The sequence below is a fragment of the Acidovorax sp. GW460-11-11-14-LB4 genome, from assembly GCF_059423685.1.
The window spans coordinates 1-24,665 of record NZ_JBWKYJ010000001.1 but is presented as its reverse complement, the minus strand read 5'-3'; the positions used below and the strand labels follow the sequence as shown (position 1 = coordinate 24,665).

Sequence of the window (24,665 nt, the reverse complement as noted above, 5' to 3'; positions counted from 1 at the left end):
CTCCTCGCCCATGCCATCCCGTTTGACCAAGGCACGGTGATGCCTGCTCTGTGACCGAAGAAGGAGACACCACACCATGATCCAACGCCGCAGAATCCTCCAAGCGCTTGCCCCTGTGCCGGCCGTGCTGATGGGCGGGCGGGCCTTTGCCCAGTCCGCGCCCATCCGCATCCTGGTTGGCGCACCGGCCGGCGGCTCCACCGACACCCTGGCGCGCACCCTGTCCATCGAAATGGGCCGCCTGCTGGGCCGCACCGTGATTGTCGAGAACCGGCCCGGTGCGGGCGGCAACATTGCCGCCGACGCGGTGGCCAAAGCCGCACCCGACGGCAACACGCTGCTCATGAGCTTCACCAGCCATGCCATCAACGCCAGCCTCTACCCCTCGCTGCCGTTCGACCCTGTCAAGGACTTCACCCCGCTGACCTGTGTGGCCACCTCACCCTCGGTGCTGGTGGCTCACCCCTCGCTGCCTGCCAAAGATGTGCGTGAGCTGATCGCGCTGGCCAAGGCCAAGCCAGGCAAGCTCAACTTTGCGATTGGCGCGGTGGGTTCATCGCTGCACCTGGCGGGCGATGCCTTCAAGATGCAGTCGGGCGCCTACATCGTCAACATTCCGTACAGGGGCACTGCGCCCGCGTTGCAGGATGTGCTGGCCGGGCAGGTCGACCTGATGTTCGCCGCCGTGGGCAATGCACAGGCGCAGATCCGCGCGGGCAAGCTCAAGGCGTTGGGCGTGACCAGTGCCAAGCGCCTGCCCGCCTTTCCGGATGTGCCTGCGATTGCCGAGGTGCTGCCGGGCTACGAATCCAGCGCATGGTTTGGCCTGTTTGGCCCGGGGCAGATGAACCCCGAGCTGGCCAAGCGCCTGAGCGATGCCGCACGCCAGGCCATTGCCACCCCCGACGTGAAAAAGCGCCTGGAGCTGGAGGGCGCCGTGCCCGTGGGCAACAGCCCGGACGAGTTTGCGCGCTTTGTGCAGGCCGAAATCCCGCGCTGGGCCAAGGTGGTGAAGTTTGCCGGAGCCAAACCCGAATGACCGCCACCCCAGATGTTGTGGCTAGCACCCTGGCCCAGAAGCTGGTGGCCCGCGCCAGCGGCCGCGCCAGCGTCACACCCGGTGAAATCGTCAACTGCAGCGTGGACCTGGCCATGTTTCACGACTCGTCCGGCCCCCGGCGCCTCAAGCCCATGCTCGACGAACTGGGCGCGCAGATCTGGGACAAATCGCGCGTGGTCCTTGTCATGGACCACTACCTGCCCGAGCGCGACGAAGAATCCCGCCGCATCGTGCGCATCGCCCGCGACTGGGCGCGCGAGCAGGCTTTGCCCCATGTGTATGACGGCCAGGGCATCTGCCATGTTGTGGTGCCCCAGCACGGACATATCCGCCCCGGCATGTTCTGCGTGGGCGGCGACTCGCATTCGCCCACAGGCGGTGCATTCGGTGCCTACATGTTTGGCATCGGCAGCACCGAAATGCTGGGCGTGGTGGTGACCGGCGAAATCTGGCTGCGCGTGCCCCACACCCTGCAGATGCATTGGAGCGGACAGCTGGCCCAGGGCGTGACGGCCAAAGACATGATGCTGCACATGATTGGCCGCTTTGGCATGAACGGCGGCCAGTACCAGGCCGTGGAGTTTGCCGGCCCCGCCGTGCAGGCGCTGGGCATGCAGGAACGCATGACGCTCTCGAACATGAGCGCCGAGCTGGGCGCCCAGGCCGGTCTGATTGCCCCCGACGCCACCACACGCGAGTGGTTGCGGGCGGCGGGCGTGCCCGACGCAGACCTGCAGGGGCTGGATGCCTGGCGCACGGATGAAGGCGCAGCCCTCACGCGCCACACCTTCGACGCCACCACGCTCACGCCGCAGGTCGCCGCGCCCCACAGCCCGGCCAACGCCGCCCCCGTGGCGCAGCACGCAGGGCGGGGCATCGACGTGGCCTACATCGGCGCCTGCACGGGCGCCAAGCTGGACGACCTGCGCGCAGCCGCCTCGGTACTGCGTGGCAAACGCGTGGCCAGTGGAGTGCGCCTGATGGTGGCCCCTGCCAGCCAGCAGGACCAGGCCGCTGCGCGCGATGAGGGTGTGCTGCAGGTGCTGCAGGACGCGGGGGCCGAACTGTTCCCTACCACTTGCGGTGCCTGCGCAGGCTATGGCGACACGGTGGGCGATAACACCACCGTCATCTCCAGCACCGCCCGCAACTTCAAGGGCCGCATGGGCTCGGCCACCGCGCAGGTGTATCTGGCGTCGCCGTACACCGTGGCGGCATCGGCCGTGCGCGGTTGCATCACCGACCCCCGCGAGGTACTGGTATGACAAACACCCACAGGGTCTGGAAACTGGGCGCTGACATCGACACCGATGTACTCGCCCCCGGCCATGCCATGAAGCACGGCCTGGACGTGCTGGCGCGCCACTGCCTCGAATCGGTGCGGCCCGACTTCGTGGGCGGCGTGCGCAAGGGCGACGTGATCGTGGCCGGGCCCAACTTCGGCATTGGCTCCTCGCGCGAGCAGGCGGCCGCCGTGCTGGTGCGGCTGGGCATCGTTGCGGTCATCGCGCCGTCGTTCAGCGGCCTGTACTTTCGCAACGCCTTCAACCTGGGCCTGCTGCTGCTGACCTGCGCCGAGGCCGATGCACTGGGTGCGCTGGGTGACGGCGATGCCGTCACGCTCGACTGGCAGGCGCCCGCTGTCATCACCTCCCAGGGCCGCGCGCTGGCCTGCGATCCGATTCCACCGTTTCTCATGGACATGGTGCGCGCTGGCGGTCTGCTGAACCAGCTGCGCACCCGCTTTGGCAAGGAGGCCGTCAATGGCTGAACACAACAACACCACCACCGCACCGCCCGCTATGGACCCCGTCACCCTGGCCGTCTTGCGCGGCCGCCTGGAACAGATCGCCGACGAGATGGACGCCACGCTGTACCGCAGCGCGTTCAACCCCATCATTGCCGAGGCGCACGATGCCTGCCACGGCCTGTACGACGCCGTCAGTGGCGACACGCTGGTGCAGGGCAAATCGGGCCTGCCCGTGTTTGTGGGGGCGATGGCTTTCGCCGTGCGCGCTGCCATGCGCGCAGCGGGCGAGCGCGGTGGCATCACGGCCGGCGACACCTGGTTGTTCAACGACCCCTACGAGGGTGGCACGCACGCCAACGACTTCAAGCTGGTGCGGCCCTTCTTTCGCGGTGGCAAGCTGTACTGCTTTCTGGCATCGGCCGCGCACTGGCACGATGTGGGCGGCAACGTGCCCGGCAACTACAACCCGGCCGCCACCGAATGCTGGCAGGAGGCCGTGCAGATCCCGCCCGTGCGCATCGTGCGCGGCGGCGTGTTCGACGACGACGTGCTCGCCATCCTCAAGGCCAACACCCGCCTGCCCGACAGCCTGTGGGGCGACCTGAACGGTCAGCTGGCCGCGCTGGACCTGGGCGAACGTCGCCTGCACGACCTGTTGGATCAATACGGTGACGCCGTGGTGCAGCAGGCAATGGGCGAGCTGCGCACGCGCGCCGTCAAGCTCATGCAATCGCACATCGCGGCGCTGCCCGACGGGCGCTATAGCTTCAGCGACATCCTGGACAACGACGGCGTGAAGGATGAGGCGTTGACCATCGCGCTCGACATGACGGTGCAGGGCGAGCGCCTCACGCTCGATTTCTCGCGCACCTCGCCGCAGTGCGCCGGACCCGTGAACATCTCGCGCGCCACGGCGATTGCGGCGTGCTATGTGGCGCTCAAGCATTTATTCCCTGATGTACCCGCCAACGCGGGCGTGCTCGACGCGGTGGACTTCGTGCTGCCCGAGGGGCTGGTCATCAGCGCCGCGCGGCCCCGCCCCGTGGGCGGCTACACCGAAACCATCCTGCGCATGATCGATGTGATCTTCAGCGCCACCGCACAGACCGACCCGAAGCGTGCCATGGCCCAGGCCTACGGCACCATCAATGCGCTGTCCATCGCGGGCCACCGCACCGACGCGGCCCGCAAGGGCCAGCGCTGGGTCATGTTCAGCTTCTTTGGCGGCGGCCACGGCGGGCACAGCGATGGCGACGGCCTGAGCCACGGCAACGCGCCCATCTCCACGGCCACCATCCCGCCGCTCGAAATTCTGGAGGCTGCGTACCCCGTGCGCTTCACGCAATGGGCGCTGCGCCCCGATTCGGGCGGCGATGGTGAGCACCGGGGCGGCCTGGGTGCGATATATGAAATCGAGCTGCTGGAGCAGGACGCCGAGGTGTTCATCTTTGGCGAGCGCGGCAAGGCCGCACCCCAAGGCATTTCGGGCGGTAGCGCCGGTTCCATGAACGTCTTCAGCTATGAAAACAATAGTGAATGGAAGCAGCCACCCATGCGCTCCAAGATGATCGGCATCCGCTTGAAGCAGGGCGAGCGCGTGCGGCTGGAAACCCCCGGTGGCGGTGGCTACGGTGTACCGGCCGCACGGGCCGCAGCAGCGCGTGATAAGGATTTGGCGATGGGCTACGTCATTGCCCCCGCCACAGCGAAAGGCAAGGCATGAGCAGCGGCAAGGTTTCGGATCAGGCTTCGTATGTGGTGGGTGTGGACGTGGGTGGCACGTTCACCGACCTGTTCGTATTGGACGAGCGCGATGGCAGCGCCCGCATCGTCAAGGTGCCCAGCACCCGGGGTGAGGAGGCGCGCGGCTTCATGAATGGCGTGGCGCGTGTGGCTGACTCGGCTGCGCAGATCGCCACCATCGTGCACGGCACCACCGTGGGCACCAATGCGCTGCTGGAGCGCAAGGTGGCACGCACCGGCATCATCACCACCCGCGGCTTTCGCGATGTGCTGGAGATGCGCCGCCGCGACCGGCCGCAGACCTGGGGCCTGCGCGGCAGCTTCGAGCCCATCGTGCCGCGCAACCTGCGCCTGGAGGTGGATGAGCGCGTATTGGCCGATGGCACTGTGCACACGCCCGTGGACATCGAGCAGGTCAAGGCCCAGGCGCGCGCGCTGCTGGAGGCGGGCTGCGAGGCCGTCTGCGTGTTCTTCATCAACACCTACGCCAACCCCACCAACGAGCAGGCCGCCGTGGCCGCCGTGCGCAGCGTGTGGCCCAACCCACATGTGACGGCCGCCAGCGAGGTGCTGCCCGAAATCCGCGAGTTCGAGCGCTGCTCCACCGCCACGCTCAACGCCGCCCTCCAGCCCGTGGTGGGCAGCTACCTGGAGCGGCTGGAGGGCGACCTGCGCACGCAGGGCTTTGGCGGCGAGCTGCTCATCGTGCAAAGCAACGGCGGCGTGATGTCGCGCCAGACGGCCTGCGATGTGCCCGTGCGCACCGCGCTCTCGGGCCCGGCGGCGGGCGTGATTGCCTGCGCGGCGATTGCGCGTGCGGCAGGTTTCCCCGATGTGATCACGGGCGACATGGGCGGCACCTCGTTCGACGTGTCGCTGGTGGCCAAGGGCGAGGCGGCGTTGGCCGCACAGACGGCCATTGAATTTGGCATGGTGGTGCGCTCGCCCATGATCCAGATTGAGACCATTGGCGCGGGTGGTGGCTCGATTGCCTCGGTGGACGCCAGCGGCATGCTGCAGGTGGGCCCCGAGTCGGCGGGCAGCATCCCCGGCCCGGCCTGCTATGGCCGGGGCAACACCCGGCCCACGGTCACCGATGCCAACGTGCTGCTGGGCCGTATCGCCGCCGACCGGCCCCTGGGCGGTGGCCTGCTGGCCGCCATGGACGCGCAAAAGTCGCGTGACGCCATCGAGACCCATGTGGCCCAACCCTTGGGCCTGGATGTGATGGCAGCCGCCGAAGCCATCCTCACGGTGGCCAACGCCAAGATGGCGGGCGCCGTGCGCGTGGTGTCCATCGAGCGCGGGCACGACCCGCGCCAGTTTGCCTACATGCCGTTTGGCGGCGGCGGCGCACTGCATGTGTGCGCCATGATGCGCGAGGTGGGCGTGGGCACGGGCATCGTGCCGCGCTACCCCGGCGTCACCTCCGCCCTGGGCTGTGTGATGGCTGACATGCGCCACGACGCGGTGCAGACGCTGAACAAGCCCCTGGCCGACCTGGACGTGGCCGACCTGCGCCAGCGGGTGGCCACACTCGCAGCCACCTGCCAGCAGCGCCTGGATTCGGCGGGCGTGAAGTTTGTCGAAGTGCAGGAAATCATTGCGCTCGACATGCTCTATGCCGGTCAAACCCACACCGTGCAGGTGCCCGTGGCGGCTGATGCGCTGAGCCACGAGGGCATCCGCGCAGCGTTCGAGGCCGCCTACCGCGCCGCTTTTGGCCGTGTGCTTGACGGCATTGCCGTGCGGGTGATGAACCTGCGCTATGCCCGCGTGGGCGTGCGCCCCAAGTTCGACCTGACGGTGCTGGCACCGCAGACCACTACCGTGAACCCGTCGCTGGGCGTGCAGCGCGTGTTCCACGCCGGCCGCTGGTGGGACGCCGCGCGCCACGCACGGCTGGACCTGCCCGTTGGCACCCGCATCGACGGCCCCGCCATCCTGGAGCAGCCCGACACCACGGTGTGGCTGGAGCCTGGCTTCAGCGCCACGGTGGACCCGCTGGGCAATCTGCTGGTGCGGGCCGGCGGGGAGGGCGCAGCATGAGCCACGGCGCACCTAACCTGAGCATCAACCCGCGCCACACGGCGCTGGTCATCATCGACCTGCAAAACGACTTTTTGGCCCCGGACGGCGCCTACGCGCGCGGTGGCGCGGTGAGCGCTGCCGCCCAGGCCTTGCCACCCCGGGTGGCAGCGGTGGCCAAGGCACTCAAGGCGGCGGGCGGCATGGTGGTGGGCAGCCAGTTCACCCTGTGGCCCGACGCGCAGGGCGAGCCCATGGTCTCGCCCCACCTCAAGGCCTTGCGCCCGTTCCTGCGCCGTGGTGACTTTGCCCCGGGCAGCACGGGCCAGGCTCATGTGGCTGAGATCGCACCGTGGGTGGACGTGTCGGTGTGCAAGGTGGCGTATTCGGCTTTCTTCAACACCCAGCTCGACTGGGTGCTGCGCCGCGCGGGCATCACCACCGTGGCGGTGTGTGGGATTGTCACGAACGGGGGCGTGGCCAGCACGGTGCGAGATGCGCACATGCGCGACTACCAGACCCTGGTGCTGTCCGACGGCTGCGCGGCTTTCAAGCAGGCAGTGCACGACACCTCGGTGGCCGACATGGCCAACGTGGCCCAGGTGCTGACCTGCGCCGACTTTGCGACCGCCGTGACTGCCGCTGTGGCGGCCCCTTCCGCATGAATTCGCCCATGAGCACCCCCCGCATCTGCCATGCCGAGCACCTGCCCGGCACGGTGGCGCAGGACGCCCATGTGCCGGTGCTCATCGTGGGCGGCGGTGCCTGTGGCCTCACGGCGGCGCTGATGCTGCACGACGCCGGTGTGGACTGCGCCGTGCTGGAGCGCGACGCCACGCCGCTGGGCTCGTCGGCCCTCTCATCCGGCTTTATCCCCGCGCCCGGCACGCAGGCGCAGCGCGCGGCGGGCATTGATGACAGCCCGGAGCGGTTTGCCGCCGACATCAGCGCCAAGGCCAAGGGCAGGGCAGCGCCCCATTTGGTGCAGGCCTATGCCCAGGCCATCGGCCCGGCGCTCGACGCACTGCAAGCACGCCGTGGCCTGCAGTGGCAGGTGCTCGATGGATTCTTGTACCCCGGCCACAGCGTGCGCCGCATGCACGCCACGCCCGAGAAAACCGGCGCGGGCCTGATGGGCCGCCTGGCCAACGCGGTGACGGCGGTGGACATTCCCCTCATTACCGAAGCCACCGTGCGCGAGCTGTGGGTCAATGCCCAGCAGCGCGTGATCGGCGTGGGCTACGAGCGGCCTGATGGCACCCTGGAGCACCTGGCCTGCGACGCACTCATCCTGGCCTGCAACGGCTTTGGCGGCAACCCGTCCATGGTGCGCGAGCTGCTGCCCGAGATGCGCGATGCGCTGTTCGCCGGCCACACCGGCAACGACGGTAGCGCCATCGCCTGGGGCCAGGCGCTGGGCGCACGGCTGGCTGACCTGGGCGGCTACCAGGGCCACGGCTCCTGGGCCATTCCGCAGGGCGCGCTGATTTCGTGGGCGCTGATGATGGAAGGCGGTATCCAGGTCAATGCGCTGGGCGAGCGCTTTCACGACGAGACGCAGGGCTACTCCGAAGCCTCGGTGCATGTGCTGGCACAGCCGGGCGGCGTGGCGTGGAATGTGTTTGACGCGCCCATTCTCGCACTGGCGCGTGGCTTTCCGGACTTTGTCGATGCCGAGGCAGCCGGTGCTGTGAAGCACTGTGACAGCGTGCAGGCGCTGGCGGCAGTGATCGGCTGTGAAGAATCAAAATTGATAGCTACTCTGGCAAGCCTGCCAAGCGCCAGCGGCCAAAAAGAGTCAATTCGCCGTACTTTTGCCCGCCCACTGCAGGCCCCGTTCTGCGCGGTCAAGGTCACGGGCGCGCTGTTCCACACCCAGGGCGGTCTCGACATCGACGCCCAGTGCCGCGTGCTGGGGCAAGACGGCCAGCCGTTTGCCAACCTGCTGGCGGCAGGCGGCGCGGCCCGTGGCGTGTCGGGCGACGCGGTGTGGGGCTATCTCTCCGGCAACGGCCTGCTCAGCGCCGTGGCCGGCGGGTACATCGCGGCGCACACGGCGGCCGAACTGGTGACGCACTCGGAAGATTGAAACCATGACCACCCCATCCTCCCCTCCATCGTTGCAGCAACGCCTTCACGAACCCCGCGCAATCCTCGCCCCTGGCGTGTACGACGCCCTGAGCGCTCTGGTGGCCGAGCAGGCGGGCTTCGAGGCGCTGTACCTCTCGGGCGCATCGATCGCCTACACGCGCCTGGGCCGCTCCGACGTGGGCCTGACCACCTACACCGAGGTGGAAGACACCCTGGCACGCATCACCGAGCGCGTGCGCACGCCGGTCATCGTCGATGCCGACACCGGCTTTGGCAACGCACTCAACACCCAGCGCACCGTGCGCGGCTTTGAGCGTGCGGGCGCCGCCATGGTGCAGATCGAGGACCAAGGTTTTCCCAAGCGCTGCGGCCACCTGGACGGCAAGTCGGTGGTGCCGGTGGGCGAGATGTGCGGCAAGCTCAAGGCCGCGCTGGACGCACGCCGCAGCGCCCACACCCTGATCCTGGCCCGCACCGACGCGCTGGCCGTGGAGGGCATCGACGCCGCATTTGACCGCGCCGAGGCGTACCTGGAATGTGGTGTGGATGCACTCTTCATCGAAGCCCTGCGCACCCCCGAGCAGATGGACGCGGCCTGCCAGCGCTTTGCCCACCGCATCCCGCTGCTGGCCAACATGGTCGAAGGCGGCAAGACACCGATCCAGAGCGCGGCCGAGCTGCAGCAGCGCGGCTTTCGCATCGTGATCTTCCCCGGCGGCACCGCCCGCGCCGTGGCGCACACGCTGCAGGGCTACTACGCCAGCCTGCACACGCACCAGACCACAGCGCCATTCAAGGACCGGATGATGGACTTTGACGGCCTGAATGCGCTGATCGGCACGCCCGAACTGATGGCACAGGGTCGCCAGTACGAGTAGCCCCCCAAGGGGTAAAGGCCAATGCCCCCGCCCGCACTGCGGCGGGTGAGGGCGCGTACCATGCCGTGAACGTTTTTCCCCCGAAACTGCATGGAGACCTCCCACATGGCCCACAACCCACAAACCATCACCCTGGGCGGCGGCTGCTTCTGGTGCACCGAAGCCGTGTTCGACCGCGTGCGCGGCATCACAGATGTGGAAAGCGGCTACACCAACGGCCACACCATCAACCCCAGCTATGAGCAGATCTGCCAGGGCGACACCGGCCACGCCGAGGTGGTGCGACTGACGTTCGATGCCGACGAGATCAGCCTGGAGGAGATCCTGGAAATCTTCTTCCACACCCACGACCCGACCACGCTCAACCGCCAGGGCAATGATGTGGGCACGCAGTACCGCAGCGGCATCTACTACGACAACCCCGAGCACGGCGAGATCGCCAACGCCATGATCCGCCAGATGTCGCAAGACAAGCTGTTTGGCGCATCCATCACCACCGAGGTGAAGCCGCTCTCGAACTACAGCACGGCCGAGGCCTACCACCAGGACTACTTTGCCAACCACCCCAATGCAGGGTACTGCGCGTTTGTGGTGGGGCCGAAGGTGGAGAAGTTTCGCAAGACGTTTGCGCGGTATTTGAAGGGCTGACGTTGACGCGCTGGCGGCTGCCAGAGGGGCGGGATCCGGGTCTTGCGCTCTGGGTTCAATGCTTGGAGGGAGTAAATTCGTTCAGAGCGAGGCTGCAGGCAGGCATAATGCAACCCGATTGCGTTATGCGCAGTTCATCCGCACCACCCATGTCTTCCCCGCCCCCTCAACGTCTCCAGCCTTGGTCGCTTCCCCCCGGCATGCGCGCCACCCGCGCCACACGGGCGTTGGCGGCCCTGTACGAGGCCCGGCCCGATGCGGCGCTGTCCGAGCCCGAGGTCGAGGCGGCCCTGGCTGCAGCGGGTGTTGCGGTCAACAAGGTCACGGTCTACCGCATGCTCGACCGTTTTGCCGCCGCCGGCCTGCTGCACAAGCAGGTGGATGCCGCCCGCGTGACGCGGTATGCGCTGGCGCCGCAAGGGGAGGAGGGCGCTGCACCGCGGTTTGAATGCGACGACTGCCACCGCCAGTTCCGCATGTCGCAGGGTTCTGCCAAGGTGCAAAAAGCCCTCCAGCAGGTGCTGCAGGCGCTGGCCACCGCAGGACACGAAAGCCTGGCGGTGGACATTGCAGTGCACGGGCGCTGTGCCGACTGCGCGCACCCGGCAGAGGGCGCTGCCGCATGATCCGCACCCGGGGGCTTTCCTACACCTATGCCACGGGTGGCGCCGCGCCGCTGCGCTTTCCGGATGTGGACCTGCGCCAGGGCGGCACGCTGCTGCTGCGCGGGCGCTCGGGCACCGGCAAGTCCACCTGGCTGGCGCTGATGGCCGGCCTGCGCGGTGCCAGTGGCGGCGACCTGTTTGTGGCGGGCACCCAGCTGGGCACGCAGCGGGGGGCCGAGATCGATGCCTGGCGCGCGCGCACCATTGGGTTCTTGCCGCAAAAGCTGTACCTCAGCAGCGCACTCACCGTGGCGGACAACCTGGCGCTGGCGTACTTTGCTGCCGGGCTGCCGCGTGACGATGCGGCCATCCACCGCGCACTCGCCCAAGTGGGTGTGGCAGAGCTGGCCGCGCGCAAGCCGCATCAGCTCTCCGGCGGGCAGGCGCAGCGCGTGGCGCTGGCGCGGGCCGTGCTGCTGGCGCCACAGGTGCTGCTGGCTGACGAGCCCACGGCCAGTCTGGACGACGAGGCGGCGGCCGATGCATTGGCCCTGCTGCAGCACAGCGCCGCTGCCTGTGATGCCAGCCTGGTGATTGCCACGCATGACCAGCGTGTGGTGTCCGCCCTGGCAGGTGTCCAGACCCTCAATTTGAATGAAATCGGCACGGAGCGCTGGTTGAATATGCCTGAGCAGCTATGAATTCAGGAGTATTCAAACTCGCCCGCCTGTCCTGGCGCTACCTCTGGTCCCGCCCGCTGGCGGCCGTGCTCAACCTGCTGGTGCTCACGCTGGGTCTCGCCGCCATCACGCTGGTGCTGCTGGTGGCCACGCAGCTCGACAAGGCGTTTGAGCGCGACCTGAGCGGCATCGACCTGGTGGTGGGCGCCAAGGGCAGCCCGCTGCAGCTCATCCTGGCGGGTGTGTTCCACATCGACGTGCCCACGGGCAACATCCCGCTGCAAGAGGTGCAGGAGCTGCAGAAGAACCCGCTGGTGGCGCAGGTCATCCCGCTCAGCCTGGGCGACAGCTACCAGGGCTTTCGCATCGTGGGCACCACGCCCGACTACGTGGCGCACTATGAGGCCCAGTTGGCCGAAGGCGCGCTGTGGCAGCAGCCCATGGACGCGGTGCTGGGCGCGAGCGTGGCACGGGGTATTGTCAAAGCCAGCCACCAAGGCGCACCGCTGGTCGGCGCCACCTTCATCGGTAGCCACGGCCTGGGTGGAGGAGGGCACGCCCATGGCAACCACCCCTACCGTGTGAGCGGGGTGCTGGCGCCCTGCGGCTGTGTTCTGGACCGGCTGATACTGACCAGCACTGAATCCGTCTGGATGGTGCACGAGACCGCCACGGCCAACGATGCCGAGGACCTGGAAATCATGAAGGAAGAGCGTGAGGTGACCGTAGCCCTGGTGCGCTACCGCACGCCCATGGCGGCCATCACGCTGCCACGCCTGATCAACGGCGGCACCTCGATGCAGGCGGCGGCGCCCGCCATCGAGGTCACGCGCCTGCTGCGCCTGCTGGGCGTGGGTGCCGATGTACTGCGCGCCTTTGGCGGCGTGCTGCTGGCCGTGGCCGCGCTCAGCGTGTTCATCGCGCTGTGGAATGCCGTGCGCGAGCGCCGCGCCGACCTGGCCATGCTGCGCATGCTGGGCGCGCCGCCGGGCCGCGTGGCCGGGCTGGTGCTGTGGGAGGCGCTGTGGCTGGCCGCGCTCGCGTCCATCCTGGGACTGCTGCTGGGCCACGGCCTGGCGCAGGCCTTGGGCTGGGCATTGCAGGCGCAGGGCTTGCTGCCGGTGACGGGCTGGATCTGGCTGCCCGCCGAAGCCGGGGTGCCGTTGCTGGCCGCAGGCGTTGCGGCCTTGGCGGCGCTGCTGCCGGCCATGCAGGCCTACCGCACCGATGTGGCCGACTTGTTGAGCCAGCCCTGATGCGGCCCCCGAGTTCTGACCTCCATAAACCCTCTAGCCACTCAACCTGAAAGTCTTTCCATGAAAAAACTTTTCGCTGCTCTCGCCCTGGCGCCCATGCTGCTAGCCGGTGCCCTGGCCCACGCGCAAGCCCACAACGACAAGGACACCCAGGAAGACGTCGCCCGCCACCGTGCCATGGCTGCCGCCCACGAGGCCGCCGCCAAGTGCCTGGAGTCCGGCAAGGGCCACGACCAATGCCAGAAAGACCTGCAGGCGGCGTGCAAGAACCTGGCCATTGGAAAATACTGCGGCATGAAACACGCACACTGAGCGCCTGTTTTTTTGATGCTTGTTCGCCCGGAGTCCCCGCCATGTCCTGCACCTTGAAACCCTTGCCCATCCCCGGCCTGATGGCTCGCGTGGCTTGTCTGGCCGCCACGCTGGTTCTGGCAAGCGGTGCGCACGCGCAGCAAGGCAGCGCCACCAAGCCCGCGCCGGGCGCTTTTGAGCGCGCCAAGGAAGGCGCGGCCGCAGCGCCAGTGCTGTCGTCGCCCCTGCCTGCGGGCGCTGGCACCGTCGTGCCATCGGGGTCGGGTGCGGGCTACCACAGCCCCAACAGCCCGATTGCCCCGCTGCCCCAGCGCAACGACGTGGTGCCCTGGTCGGTGCTGACCGACCTGAGCAAAAAGACCACCAAGGACGGCATCCTGCCCGTGTTCAACGATGCCCAGAAGGGCATGGACAAGACCACGCAGCGCATTCAGGGCTTCATGGTGCCGCTGGACGCCAAGCCGACGCAGACGCACTTCATCCTCACCTCCGTGCCGCTGACCTGCTCGTTTTGCACGCCGGGCGGGCCCGAGAGCATGGTCGAGGTGAAAGCCAAGACACCCGTGCGCTATTCGCTGGAGCCCGTGGTGGTGGAAGGCAGGTTCACCGTGCTTCCCAATGATCAATATGGCCTGTACTACCGCGTGGTGGACGCGGTGCCGGTGAAATAATCCACGGCTTTTGCCGCTGCAGCCTCTGCCGCAATCCTTTCCCTTTTTGCCTGACGTGACCCGCGCCTTCCTTCGCCCTTTGCACCTGCCGTCCGCCGCCCTGCGCGGCGCAGCGGTGCGGCGCATGGCGTTGGCGTGGCTGCTGCTGGCATTGGTGGTGGTGCCCACGCTGGGTCGGCTGCACCAGGTGGTGCACGGCGGCGCGCTGGACCAGGCGCATGCCGGGGTGCTGGCCGCGCCCTCTTCGTTGCCCGGGCAGCCGGCGTGGGACCTGGCCCCCACTGCGCGCCCCGCTGCCACACCCGGCCACGGTCTGTGGCTGCCCTATCTGCTGGCCCACCACGCGCCGGTGGACTGCCTGTTGCTCGACCAGCTGGCGCTGGGCGACGCATTGCATGCCGCCCCGCTGGCGCTGCCTGCGGCCCATGCGCCGCCGCCGCCGGCCGTGCATGCGGCAGGGCGGGCGAGCACACCCCACATTGCGCTGTTCCACGCGCGCGGCCCACCGGCCGCCTGACACGCAGCGCACCTCCAGCCCCACCTTCTCAGCCGGCGTCCCCGCTGTGTGCCTTGCAGGGCAACGCGGCGGTGTTGTGCCTGCTGGCGCAGGGCGCGGTATGCAAGCCGCTGTATGCAGGCCGATTTGGCGGCTGTCAGCGGCCGTACCACGGCGCGCCGTCCATCATTACTCCTGTTTTCATAGCTGCTAGCGCATATTTCATTAGCGCTTGCAGCGGTTTTATTCATCAACCCGCGCCCAGGGCGCGGGTCGGCATGCGCAGGTGCGTTGGCACCGCCAGCGCCGCGCATGCCTTGTTGCAGGCCACCACCATGACCCACACCTTTTCTACCCACCGCTTTGCTTCCCGCCGTGCACGCCCGGCGCTCCACCCTGTGGCCCTGGCGACCCTGCTGGCGCTGTCTGGCACCAGCGTTGCCACCCAGGCGCAGACTGCACCCGCGCCCGCTGCAGCGGCTGACGCTGCACCCAGTCTGCCCGCAGTCACCGTGTCGGCCAGCGGCCTGCAACTGGGCGCCAGCGACATGACCACCCCCGCCACCGTGCTGGAAGGGGATGAACTGGTGCGCCGCCGCGAGGCCACGCTGGGCGAAACGCTGAACAGCGAGCCCGGCATCACCAGCAGCCACTTTGGTGCGGGCGCCAGCCGGCCCATCATCCGCGGCATGGACGGCCCGCGCGTCAAGGTGCTGAGCGATGGCGCCGAGCTGCACGACGCCTCCACCATCAGCCCCGACCACGCCGTGGTGTCCGAGCCGCTGCTGGCCACGCAGATCGAGGTGCTGCGCGGCCCCTCGGCCCTGGTTTATGGCAACGGCGCCGTGGGCGGCGTGGTCAACGTGCTGGACGGCAAGGTGCCCACCGCCATCCCGCAAAAGGGTTACGAAGGCAGTGCCGAGCTGCGCGCCAACTCGGGGGCGGGCGAGGGCGCCGGGGCCTTTTCGCTGACGGGTGGGGCGGGCAACCTGGCCGTGCATGTGGAGGGTGTGGCGCGGGATGCGGGCGACTACCGCGTGGGCAAGGGCTGGTCGGGCGGCAGCAAGGTGCTGGGCAGCTTCAACCGCACGGACACTGGCAGCGTGGGCCTGTCGTGGGTGGGCGACCAGGGCTACCTGGGTGCGGCCTACACCCGCCAGACCGCCAAGTACGGTCTGCCCGGCCACAACCACAGCTTTGACGGCTGCCACACCCATGGCGACCACCTGCACTGCGGTGCCCACGCGGACGACGAAGCCGACGGCCATGACCACGACGCCGCCGCAGGCGATGTGCCGGTGGTGGACCTGCGCAGCGAGCGCTTTGACGTGCGGGGCGAGCTGCGCAACCCGTTTGCGGGCTTCTCGGCACTGCGGCTGCGCGCGGGTGTCACCGACTACAAACACGACGAGGTCGAAGACGGCGCCATCAGCACCACCTTCAAGAACAAGGCCTACGACACGCGCGTCGAGCTGCAGCACGAGCCCATCGGCGGCTTCAAGGGCGTGATCGGCCTGCAGACCTCGCAGCGCAAGTTCAGCGCCGAGGGCGAGGAGGCCTATGTGCAGCCCACTGTGACCCGCAAGACGGGCCTTTTCGTGCTGGAAGAGTACCGCTGGAACGACTGGCGCTTTGAAGCCGCCCTGCGCCATGACCGTCAGACGGCCGAGGCTCAGACCAGTGGTATAGAGCGCAGCCACAACGGTACCTCGGCGTCGCTGGGCGCGGTGTGGAAGTTCACGCCGGGCTACCAGGTGGGCACCTCTTTCACCCGCGCCAGCCGCGCCCCGTCGGCCGAAGAGCTGTACGCCCAGGGCCTGCACATGGCCACCAGCACGTACGAACGGGGCAATGCCGACCTGCGCTCCGAAATCTCGCAGAACATCGATGTGAGCCTGAAGAAGACCAGCGGCGACACCACCTTCGGCGTGAGCGTGTTCCGCAACCGCATCCAGAACTACATCTATGGCCGCACGCTCGACGCGCTGGACGGCCTGCAACTGCTGCAGTACAGCCAGGCCGACGCCACCTTCACCGGCATCGAAGGCCAAGTACGCCAGCGCCTCACACGCAATCTGGGCATCACCCTGTTTGGCGACACCGTGCGCGCCAAGCTGGACGGCGGTGGATTGCTGCCGCGCATCCCGGCCACCCGCGCCGGTGTGCGGCTGGATGCCAACTGGCAGGCCTGGGAAGGCCTGGTGGAATGGGTGCAGGTGGCCCGCCAGAACCGCGTGGCCGACTTTGAAACCGCCACGCCCGGCTACGGCATGCTGAACTTGGGCGTGAGCTACAACGGCCAGTTCAGCAGCGGCACCCCCTGGCAGGTGTACCTGAAGGCCAACAACCTGACGGACCGCCTGGCGTACGCGCACACCTCGTTCATCAAGAACGCAGCGCCGCTGATGGGGCGCAATCTGACGGTGGGGGTGAAGGTGGCGTTCTGACGGGTGATGCCGTTGTGATGTGAGCGAGCCAGCGGCGGGGGAGAGCGTTGCTGGCTCGCCCACCTCCCGGCCCCAAACCACCCAATCCACCGAGTCCAAAGGTGACCTGGATGCATGCCATACTCGCTTTGACGTGGTTGATTTTTCGATCCGTCAAGGCGACGCTGCCGCAGTCCCGGTGATGGCGCGCACCCGATTCGGAAATGGGATTGGCACCGCAGCAGGCCGCCCAACGCCGGGTTGCGCGACGCGCGAAGGACTTGTTCGGCACGGCCCTGCATGAATCTGATCCATTTGCAATAGCCCTGCATGCCCATCACTCCCACGCCGTCCGCAAACCTGTTGCAACTGCTTCCTGAGGCGGTGGTGCAGACCGATGCGCTGTGGGAGATCACGTATCTGAACCCGGCGTGGCACAAGCTCACCGGCCATTCGGTGGCGGTGGCGCTCGGCAGGTCTTTGCTGGAGTTCGTGCATCCCGACGACATCGGCACCATGCGCTCGGGCATGCCGGTGTTCCGCTTGCGCTTTGCCGATGCGGACTACCGCTGGGTGCGTCTGCAGTTCCACCCGGAGACGGATGCGGCAGAGCGGGTGATCAGCCGCCAGGGTGTCCTGATCGAGATCACCGAGGTCACCGAGCAGGTGCTGGTGGAAATTCGCCAGCGCTTTCTGCGCTTGCTGGAAACCATTGATGGCGTGGTGTGGGAGGCTGAAATCGGCGTGGGCAATACCTTTCTGAGCCCACAGGTCGAACGCTTGTTCGGCTACTCCGTCGAGGAGTGGCGGGCTGACCCGGGCTTCTGGAGGGCGCATGTGCATCCCGATGATCTGGAGGAGGCCTTGGTGATCGACGATGCCGCCTACAACGCCACGCACAGCCATGCCTACGAGATGAGCTACCGGCTGATTTCCAAGTCGGGCAAGGTCGTGTGGGTGCGTGATCTGTGCCGCGCAGTGGTCGAGCCGGGTCGGCCGAACCGCATGATCGGCCTGATGATCGATGTCACCCAGCAGAAGAACACCGAACTCGATCTGTTGCGCTCCGAAAACCGCTACTCGCTGGCGACCCGCGGATCCAATGACGGCATCTGGTATTGGGACTTGCGAACGGACGCCCTGCATGTGTCCGGGCGCTTTCTCCAGATCGTCGGGCTGGGTAGCCGCGATCATGTGTACGACGGAGGCTGGCGCTTTCTCGAGCAACTGATCGATCGCGAGGATCGCGCTCGCGTGCAGGAGGCCTACCGCAGGCACCTGTCCGGAAACAGCGCGAACTTTTCGGTGGACTTCCGTGCGTTCCACGGAGCGGGGCGGCTGGTGTGGGTCAATTGGCGCGGGCTTGCCGAGTTTGAAGACGGTGTTCCCGTGCGCATGGCGGGATCGTTGAGTGATCTGGCCGAGCGTGGCAGCTCCTATGACGCGCTGACCAACTTGCCCGGTCGGCCGTTGTTCCGCGATCGCCTCGCGCAACTCATCGCACTGCACCAGAACGACGGGGTGAACGGTGATGGCGAGCCAATACGCGCTGGGGCCACGATGTTTGCCGTGCTGCTGCTGGACCTCAACGGGTTCAAGGCCGTCAATGACTGCTACGGACACCATGTGGGCGACCAGCTATTGCAACATGTAGCGCGGCGGCTCGAATCCTGCGTGCGGGCGGTGGATCTGGTCGCCCGCATGAGTGGCGACGAGTTCAATGTGCTGCTGGAGTCCATTGACCCCGCTGAAGCCAGCCAACGGGCAGAGCAGATCGCCGCCGCCCTTGCCGCACCCTATGTGATCGGCGAACACACCGTGATCAGTGGCGCGAGTGTTGGCTTGGCCACCAGCGCATCCAGGCTGGCGACGGTCGACGACTACCTGCGCGCGGCAGACACCGCCATGTACCAGGCCAAAAGTCAGTCACTGGGCGTGTGCGTGGCCCCATAGGGCGTCGTGGCCACGCCCTGCGAGGGCGTGCGGATCCAGGCTGGAGGGCCGCAGTTGGGCGCCTCAAGGAACAATCGCCACCGATTTGACCTGGGCCCACACCGCGCTGCCGGGCACCACCCTCAGCGCATGCAGGGACCGGTGGGTGACCCGCGCGAGCAAAAAAGACTCCCCACAGCGCAGCCGCACGAGCGCCTGCGAGGGGTGGGCGTCGGGCGCGACCGAGTCGATCACGCAGGGCAGGTGGTTCTGGATGCTGGTCTGCATGGGCTCCTGCACCGTCAGGCTCACGTCGCGGGCCAGCACCCGCAGCCGCACCGCCTGGCCCACCGGCAGGCCGCTGTCGCGCAGCCACATGGCGCCACCGGCAAAACCCACGCGCGCCAGGTGCCAGGCGGTGTCCCGCTCCAACACCTGGCCGCGCAGCAGCGCGCCCGCGTCGTCGCCCAGCACCATGGGCAGGTGCACCGACGACAGCACTTGGTCCACCGGCCCGGCGGCCTTGACCTGACCGCCCTCCAGCACCACCAGGTGGTCGGCCAGCCGTGCCAGTTCGTCGGCAGAGTGCGTGACATACAGCATGGGGATGTGCAGCTCATCGCGCAGGCGCTCCAGCCAGGGCATGATCTCCTGGCGCCGCGCCAGGTCGAGTGCGGCCATGGGCTCGTCCAGCAGCAGCAGGCGGGGGGAAGTTGCCAAGGCACGGGCAATGGCCACCCGCTGGCGCTCGCCGCCCGAGAGCTGGCCGGGCCGGCGCTGCAACAGGCGGCCGATGCCCAGCAATTCGATGGCCGTCTGCAGCGTGGCCTCGGCCTGCGCAGACCGGGCGCGCTTCAGGCCATACCGCAGGTTGCCCAGCACGTCCAGGTGTTCGAACAGGCTGGCCTCCTGGAACACGTAGCCCAGCGCCCGCTGATGGGTGGGCAGAAACACCTGGGTGGCATCGTCCTGCCACACCTCGCCCGCCACCACCACCAGGCCGGGGTGCGCGCGCTCCAGCCCCGCCACGCAGCGCAGCACGCTGGTCTTGCCCGAGCCCGATGCGCCGAACAGCACCGTGATGCCGCTGCCGGGCAGGTGCAGGTCCACATCCAGTTCAAAGTCGGCACGCGGCAGCTCGAGCCGGATGCGCAGGTCGCAGGGCGCACTCACGGCAGCACCCGCGAGCCACGGTTCTTGAGCAGCGCGAGGCACAGCAGCACCACGAACGAGAACAGCACCATGCCGCCCGCCAGCCAGTGCGCCTGGGCGTATTCCATGGCTTCCACATGGCCGTAGATCTGGGTGGAGACCACCCGTGTCTTGCCCGGGATGTTGCCGCCAATCATCAGCACCACACCAAACTCGCCCACGGTGTGGGCAAAACTCAGGATGGCTGCGGTGAGCAGACCGGTGCGGGCCTGCGGCAAGGCCACCGTGAAAAACGCATCCACCGGGCTGGCCCGCAGGGTGGCGGCCACTTCCATCGGGCGGCGGCCCATCGACTCGAAGGCATGCTGCAGCGGCTGCACCGCAAACGGCATGGAGAACACCACCGACCCGATCACCAAGCCCGTGAAGGTGAACGACAGCAGGCCCCAGCCCATGGCCTGCGTGAACTGCCCCAGCGGCCCTGCGGGCCCCATGGCCACCAGCAGGTAAAAGCCGAGCACCGAGGGCGGCAGCACCAGCGGCAGGGTCACAAAGGCGCCCACGGGTCCCTTCCACCACGACTCGGTTTGCGACAGCCACCAAGCCAGTGGCGTGGCGATCAACAGCAGCACGAGCGTGGTGAGGGTGGCAAGCTGCAGGGTCAGCCAGATGGCTTGCAGTGCTTCAGGGCCCAGGGGCATAAAGGAAAAGGGCGGTGGCGTGGATGGGGTGTGAGTATCTCAGTGCTCGTAGCCAAAGCCGCGGATGACCGCCCGCGCCTTGTCGCCCTTAAGGTATTGCAGCAATGCCGCCGCTGCCGCGTTGCCCTGGCCTTTGTTCAGCAGCACGGCGTCCTGGCGCAGCGGTGTGTAGAGCGCTGCAGGGACGGCCCACACCGAGCCCTCCACCAGGCGACCATCGGTCATCACCTGCGACAAGGCGACAAAGCCAAGCTGGGCATTCTGGGTGGCAACGAACTGGTGGGTCTGGGCAATGTTCTCGCCTTGCACAAATTTGGGCCGCAAGGTGTTCAGCACGCCCAGATGGGTCATTACCTCCACTGCGGCGGCTCCGTAAGGGGCGAGCTTGGGGTCGGCCACCGCGATCTTGTCGAAGGTGCCGGATTGGAGCACCTGGCCTTGGGCATCCACCAGTCCGGGCTGCTTGCTCCACAGGGCCAGCTTGCCAATGGCATAGGTGAAACGGCTGGCATCGACCGCCAGGCCTTCCTTGGCGAGCCTGGCCGGGGTTTCATCGTCGGCGGACAGCAACAGGTCAAACGGCGCACCGTTCTTGATCTGCGCATAGAACCGCCCGGTGGAGCCAAAAGCCAGCGTGGCCTTGTGGCCGGTGTCCTGCTCGAACAGGCGGGCCATCTTTTGCATCGGGGCTGTGAAGTTGGCGGCCACGGCCACCGACACCTCACCCGCTTGGGCCGAAACCGCCATCGCCAACGAGGCGGCCAGGGACAACAGGAAACGCTTCACGACAATCTCGCTATTCTTCATTTGAATAGCGGGACTGTAGCATGTCAGTCGCATCGCTATTCCGTTGATGAACAGCGATGCCTCAAGCGTCTGTACCACCCAGTTAACATGCCCGCATGAGCAATTCTTCACTGCCACTGGCCGAGGTGCTGGGCCACGAGGCCACGGACAAGCGCATCGACATCCTGCGCCGCATTGGCGAGGTGGGCTCCATTTCCGAGGCGGCGCGGGGCGCGGGCGTGAGCTACAAGGCCGCCTGGCAGGCACTGGAGACGCTGACCAACCTGGCCGGGGTGCCACTGGTGGAGAAGGTGGTGGGCGGCAGCGGCGGCGGCGGGGCCGCGCTCACCCCAGCCGGCCAGCGGGTGCTGCAGGCGGCCCATGCGCTGGCGGATGCACGCCAGCAGGTGCTGGGCCGATTGAAGAGCGACGACGACGCAGCGACCGGCCGCGCCGCACTGGCGCTGCGCACCAGCATGCGCAACCAGTTTCCTTGCACCGTGGGCCAGGTGCGGGCCGTGGGAGGGCAGGTGCGTGTGCAGCTGCTGCTGGCGGATGGGCAGGCGTTGCATGCGTCCATCACGCGGGTCAGCGCGCAGTTGCTGGGTTTGAAGGCAGGGGTTGGTCTGCTGGCGCTGTGCAAGGCGACGGCGGTTCAGGTGGCCCCTGCCCCTGGCAGTCCCCCAGGCAATGCCATGGCCGGGGTGGTGCGTAGCATCGCTCGCGGCGCCGCCCCCGAGGTGGTGCTGCAGCTGCCCAGCGGCATCCAGCTGGTGGGCTTCGCCGCTGAAGGAGCCAAGGTCCGAGCGGGCCAGCAAGCCACGGCGGTTGTTGACGAATCCAGCATCGTCATCGCCGCGGCTTCCTGAGGGTTGAGGGCCTTCCAGCGCATTGGACAGGCGGGCCAGCGGGCCCCGCTACCTGCTGCGATCGCCGTCGCGCACGGATTCGATCGTGCCGTTGTAGATGCGAACCACCCCCAGGAAGGTGCCCGGCCCCCGGTCGTACGTCCACTCTTCCATGGGCACACACTGGTTGGCCAGCACCGCTGCGGGACTGCCCTGGCGGTAGGGCGTCACCACCCAGCCCAGCTGCAGCATGGAAACGCACACGCCCTGGCGGTAGATGGGGTCGCCACATTTTTGCAGCAGCGTCACGGGAGAGTCGCCTTTGCCCACCAGTGATCCATTGCAGCGCAGGGACTGCGATGCCTGGGCCGGCAGCACCGTGCACAGGGCCAGTGCGGTTGCCACCAGCTGCAAGGTCCTTCGATAAAGGCCTGGCAGCGCTGTCTGGTTCCGGAGGTATCTCATGGAGGCGGTTTCGAAAATACTGCGCATTACTGTACAGCGGCACAGCCGTGGAGGGGTGTGCACCGCCTTTCGCTTCGCTTTCATCGCCTGTCCGTAGAAGCACAGTGGCCCCAGCCCGCCACAGGCGGCATGATCGGGGGATGAAACTGCTGTTGGTCGAAGACGATTTTGATCTGGCCGGGGCCCTGAGCCGCAGTCTGGTGGCCCGTGGGTTCGAGGTGTTGTGCTGCGCAGATGGCAAGGAGGCCCTGGCGGCTGCGCGGCGCACCGCGTTTGACGTGATCACGCTCGACCTGTCGCTGCCGGGCCTGGACGGGCTGGAGGTGCTGCGGCGCCTGCGCGATGGCGGCAGCACCACACCGGTACTGGCGTTGACGGCCCGCGCTGCCGTCACGGACCGGGTGGCAGGACTGGAGGCCGGGGCCGATGACTACCTGGCCAAGCCCTTTGACCTGGATGAGCTGGTGGCGCGGCTGCGGGCCCTGACGCGCCGCGTGGGGCGCGACGGGCAGTTGCGCTGCGGGGCGCTGTACCGCGAGCCGGGCAGTGGCGTGTTCTACAACGACGCATTGCCGCTGGAGCTGTCGCAGCGGGAGTCCGAACTGCTGCGGCTGCTGATGTCGCGCGTGGACAGGGTGGTGAGTAAGGAAGAGTTGCGCACCCAGGTGTTTGCCAACACGGACGAGCAGGTGCAAGCCGACGCGGTGGAAGTGGTGGTGCACCGGCTGCGCAAGAAGCTGGTGGGCACCAAAGCCGAGATCGTGACCTTGCGCGGCGTGGGTTACCTGCTGTGCGACGCCGACAGCATGGCCGCCCACAAGACGGACAAAGCCGACAAGTCCGATAAGGGCGGGGTTGTCCGGTGACGCTGCGGTGGTGGCAGCGGCGGCCCTGGCGGCCGCGGGGCGGCTCATTGCAGCGGGTGCTGCTGGTGGGCTGGCTGGTGCCGCTGTGGGGGCTGGTGGCCGTGATCTGCGTGGTGCAATGGACCTATCAGGCGCAGCATGACGCCACCGCGCAAGATGAGGCCCTGCGCCAGGCGTTGGCGCACTGGCCTGCAGATCTGTCAGCAGAGCCTGCCGCATCCCTGCCTGCCCAACAAGTGCCCGGTGTCTGGTACCGCGAGAGCAATCTGGACGGCGAACGCCTGGCGGGCAGCGCCGACCTGCCGCGCGTGCCTCCCACCGAGGTGGTGCGTGACCCCGGTGCCGTGCACTTCTACCTGGCGCAGGTCGGAGACCAACTGGTGCGGGTGGCCGTGACCCTGTACCAGCCCACCGGGGTGAAGGAGGGGCAAGCCGTGGCTGCGCCCGTGTTGCGCCAGGCGGCGCGCCCGCTGGGCGAGCGCCTGCCGGGTGCGCGCCGCCTGCTGGGCGGTGCGTCGGGCCTGTGGTGGGTGGTCCTGCTGGCACTGGCGATGACCACCGTGGCGGTGCTGCTGGCGCGGGCGGCATCGGGCTGGTTGCGGCATGCAGATGTGTCGCTGATGCGGCCGCCCAGCGGCGACGTTGTGGGCACTGCAGAGCGCATCTACGAAGGCCCGTCGGAACTCTCGCCCGCCGTGCAGCACTTTGCCGAGCTGCAACACAGCCAGAGCCGCTGGATCGAGGAGCAGCGGCGCTTTCTGGCCGATGCCACCCACCAGCTGCGCACCCCCATGGCCGTGCTGCGCACCCAGCTGCAGGCCGCCATGGCAGGCGACATGCTGGTGGGCGATGCGCTGCAGCAGATGCTGCACACCGTGGACCGCGCCTCGGGCCTGGCCAACCAGTTGCTCAGCCTGAGCAAGGTGGAGCAGCTCAAGCGCATGGGCGAGCTGCCCAACGTGGACCTGAACGCGATTGCCCGCGAGGCCGTGATGGAGCTGGCACCGCTGATTGCGGCCAAACGGCTCGACTTTGCGCTGGAGGGCCCTGACACGCTGTGGGCACCCGGCGACGCAGCGCTGCTGGGCGAACTGATGCGCAACCTGCTGGCCAACGCCATCCACCACACGCCCACCCATGGGCGGCTGGGTGTGCTGCTGCGCGACAGCACCGGGCGGCGCGAGGTGCTGGTGTGGGACGAGGGCCCCGGCATCGACGACGCCGTGCGGCAGCGACTGTTCCAGCCGTTTTCGGCGGGGAAGGGCGGGGTG

The 24,665-nt window shown here is 67.8% G+C and carries 24 protein-coding genes; 20 read left to right on the top strand and 4 right to left on the bottom strand.

The features are described from left to right. Positions 1-76: 76 nt before the first annotated feature. From AC07X4_RS00120 to AC07X4_RS00040, 17 genes are all read left to right on the top strand, one after another. Positions 77-1,039, top strand: coding sequence for a Bug family tripartite tricarboxylate transporter substrate binding protein (locus tag AC07X4_RS00120; RefSeq protein WP_494738862.1), 963 nt, complete (start codon positions 77-79; stop codon positions 1,037-1,039). Continuing rightward, the gene (locus tag AC07X4_RS00115; protein ID WP_494738861.1) at positions 1,036-2,325 is read left to right on the top strand and encodes a 3-isopropylmalate dehydratase large subunit; all 1,290 of its coding nucleotides are present in this window, start codon (positions 1,036-1,038) and stop codon (positions 2,323-2,325) included. Before AC07X4_RS00120 ends, AC07X4_RS00115 begins: the two co-directional genes overlap by 4 nt. Beyond that, complete coding sequence (locus tag AC07X4_RS00110; RefSeq protein ID WP_494738860.1) at positions 2,322-2,831, top strand: LeuD/DmdB family oxidoreductase small subunit; 510 nt, start codon at positions 2,322-2,324, stop codon at positions 2,829-2,831. The genes AC07X4_RS00115 and AC07X4_RS00110 overlap by 4 nt, the downstream gene beginning before the upstream one ends. Further along, positions 2,824-4,533, top strand: a complete 1,710-nt coding sequence (locus AC07X4_RS00105; protein WP_494738859.1) for a hydantoinase B/oxoprolinase family protein — start codon at positions 2,824-2,826, stop codon at positions 4,531-4,533. The genes AC07X4_RS00110 and AC07X4_RS00105 overlap by 8 nt, the downstream gene beginning before the upstream one ends. Continuing rightward, positions 4,530-6,602, top strand: coding sequence for a hydantoinase/oxoprolinase family protein (locus AC07X4_RS00100; RefSeq protein ID WP_494738858.1), 2,073 nt, complete (start codon positions 4,530-4,532; stop codon positions 6,600-6,602). Before AC07X4_RS00105 ends, AC07X4_RS00100 begins: the two co-directional genes overlap by 4 nt. After that, positions 6,599-7,246: a cysteine hydrolase family protein gene (locus AC07X4_RS00095; RefSeq protein WP_494738857.1), complete on the top strand. Its 648-nt coding sequence runs from the start codon at positions 6,599-6,601 to the stop codon at positions 7,244-7,246. Before AC07X4_RS00100 ends, AC07X4_RS00095 begins: the two co-directional genes overlap by 4 nt. Positions 7,247-7,254: 8 nt before the next feature. Continuing rightward, positions 7,255-8,670, top strand: coding sequence for an FAD-dependent oxidoreductase (locus AC07X4_RS00090; protein ID WP_494738856.1), 1,416 nt, complete (start codon positions 7,255-7,257; stop codon positions 8,668-8,670). A 4-nt stretch (positions 8,671-8,674) separates the two neighbouring features. Next, positions 8,675-9,550: an isocitrate lyase/PEP mutase family protein gene (locus AC07X4_RS00085; protein WP_494738855.1), complete on the top strand. Its 876-nt coding sequence runs from the start codon at positions 8,675-8,677 to the stop codon at positions 9,548-9,550. 105 nt (positions 9,551-9,655) lie between these two features. After that, positions 9,656-10,198 carry a peptide-methionine (S)-S-oxide reductase MsrA gene (gene msrA, locus AC07X4_RS00080; protein WP_494739019.1) on the top strand — a complete coding sequence of 181 codons (543 nt, stop codon included), beginning with the start codon at positions 9,656-9,658 and terminating at the stop codon, positions 10,196-10,198. A 200-nt stretch (positions 10,199-10,398) separates the two neighbouring features. After that, on the top strand, positions 10,399-10,824 hold the full coding sequence (locus tag AC07X4_RS00075; protein ID WP_494739018.1) for a Fur family transcriptional regulator: 426 nt from the start codon (positions 10,399-10,401) through the stop codon (positions 10,822-10,824). Further along, entirely contained in the window at positions 10,821-11,504 is a 684-nt protein-coding gene (locus tag AC07X4_RS00070; RefSeq protein WP_494738854.1) for an ABC transporter ATP-binding protein, read from the top strand. The genes AC07X4_RS00075 and AC07X4_RS00070 overlap by 4 nt, the downstream gene beginning before the upstream one ends. Continuing rightward, positions 11,501-12,739, top strand: a complete 1,239-nt coding sequence (locus AC07X4_RS00065; RefSeq protein ID WP_494738853.1) for an FtsX-like permease family protein — start codon at positions 11,501-11,503, stop codon at positions 12,737-12,739. The genes AC07X4_RS00070 and AC07X4_RS00065 overlap by 4 nt, the downstream gene beginning before the upstream one ends. Positions 12,740-12,799: 60 nt before the next feature. Beyond that, positions 12,800-13,051 (top strand): hypothetical protein, encoded by a 252-nt coding sequence (locus tag AC07X4_RS00060; protein ID WP_056062836.1) that lies wholly within the window; start codon positions 12,800-12,802, stop codon positions 13,049-13,051. A 41-nt stretch (positions 13,052-13,092) separates the two neighbouring features. Next, on the top strand, positions 13,093-13,722 hold the full coding sequence (locus AC07X4_RS00055; protein WP_494738852.1) for a DUF3299 domain-containing protein: 630 nt from the start codon (positions 13,093-13,095) through the stop codon (positions 13,720-13,722). A 55-nt stretch (positions 13,723-13,777) separates the two neighbouring features. Then, complete coding sequence (locus AC07X4_RS00050) at positions 13,778-14,239, top strand: hypothetical protein (RefSeq protein ID WP_494738851.1); 462 nt, start codon at positions 13,778-13,780, stop codon at positions 14,237-14,239. A 314-nt stretch (positions 14,240-14,553) separates the two neighbouring features. Then, positions 14,554-16,665 carry a TonB-dependent receptor domain-containing protein gene (locus AC07X4_RS00045; protein ID WP_494738850.1) on the top strand — a complete coding sequence of 704 codons (2,112 nt, stop codon included), beginning with the start codon at positions 14,554-14,556 and terminating at the stop codon, positions 16,663-16,665. A gap of 309 nt (positions 16,666-16,974) precedes the next feature. Further along, a complete protein-coding gene (locus AC07X4_RS00040; protein ID WP_494738849.1) occupies positions 16,975-18,597 on the top strand; it encodes a PAS domain-containing protein in 1,623 nt (540 codons plus the stop codon). Between the two features lie 63 nt (positions 18,598-18,660). Here the strand turns inward: AC07X4_RS00040 and modC are convergent, their stop codons facing one another. Genes modC through modA form a run of 3 tightly spaced genes read right to left on the bottom strand, consistent with a single transcriptional unit; the run spans position 18,661 to position 21,236 of the window. Then, positions 18,661-19,749, bottom strand: a complete 1,089-nt coding sequence (gene modC / locus AC07X4_RS00035; RefSeq protein WP_494738848.1) for a molybdenum ABC transporter ATP-binding protein — start codon at positions 19,747-19,749, stop codon at positions 18,661-18,663. Then, complete coding sequence (gene modB, locus AC07X4_RS00030; protein WP_099730282.1) at positions 19,746-20,429, bottom strand: molybdate ABC transporter permease subunit; 684 nt, start codon at positions 20,427-20,429, stop codon at positions 19,746-19,748. Before modB ends, modC begins: the two co-directional genes overlap by 4 nt. A 39-nt stretch (positions 20,430-20,468) precedes the next feature. Continuing rightward, complete coding sequence (modA, locus tag AC07X4_RS00025) at positions 20,469-21,236, bottom strand: molybdate ABC transporter substrate-binding protein (RefSeq protein ID WP_494738847.1); 768 nt, start codon at positions 21,234-21,236, stop codon at positions 20,469-20,471. A gap of 95 nt (positions 21,237-21,331) precedes the next feature. Here modA and AC07X4_RS00020 point away from each other — a divergent pair, with 95 nt between their 5' ends. Further along, positions 21,332-22,084: a TOBE-like domain-containing protein gene (locus tag AC07X4_RS00020; RefSeq protein ID WP_494738846.1), complete on the top strand. Its 753-nt coding sequence runs from the start codon at positions 21,332-21,334 to the stop codon at positions 22,082-22,084. Between the two features lie 48 nt (positions 22,085-22,132). Here the strand turns inward: AC07X4_RS00020 and AC07X4_RS00015 are convergent, their stop codons facing one another. Next, a complete protein-coding gene (locus AC07X4_RS00015) occupies positions 22,133-22,468 on the bottom strand; it encodes a DUF2845 domain-containing protein (protein WP_436077277.1) in 336 nt (111 codons plus the stop codon). 200 nt (positions 22,469-22,668) lie between these two features. Between AC07X4_RS00015 and AC07X4_RS00010 the strand changes: the two genes are divergently transcribed. Next, a complete protein-coding gene (locus AC07X4_RS00010) occupies positions 22,669-23,394 on the top strand; it encodes a response regulator transcription factor (RefSeq protein ID WP_056062814.1) in 726 nt (241 codons plus the stop codon). Between the two features lie 56 nt (positions 23,395-23,450). Then, on the top strand, positions 23,451-24,665 hold a 1,215-nt coding region (locus tag AC07X4_RS00005), incomplete at its 3' end, for a sensor histidine kinase (protein WP_494739017.1).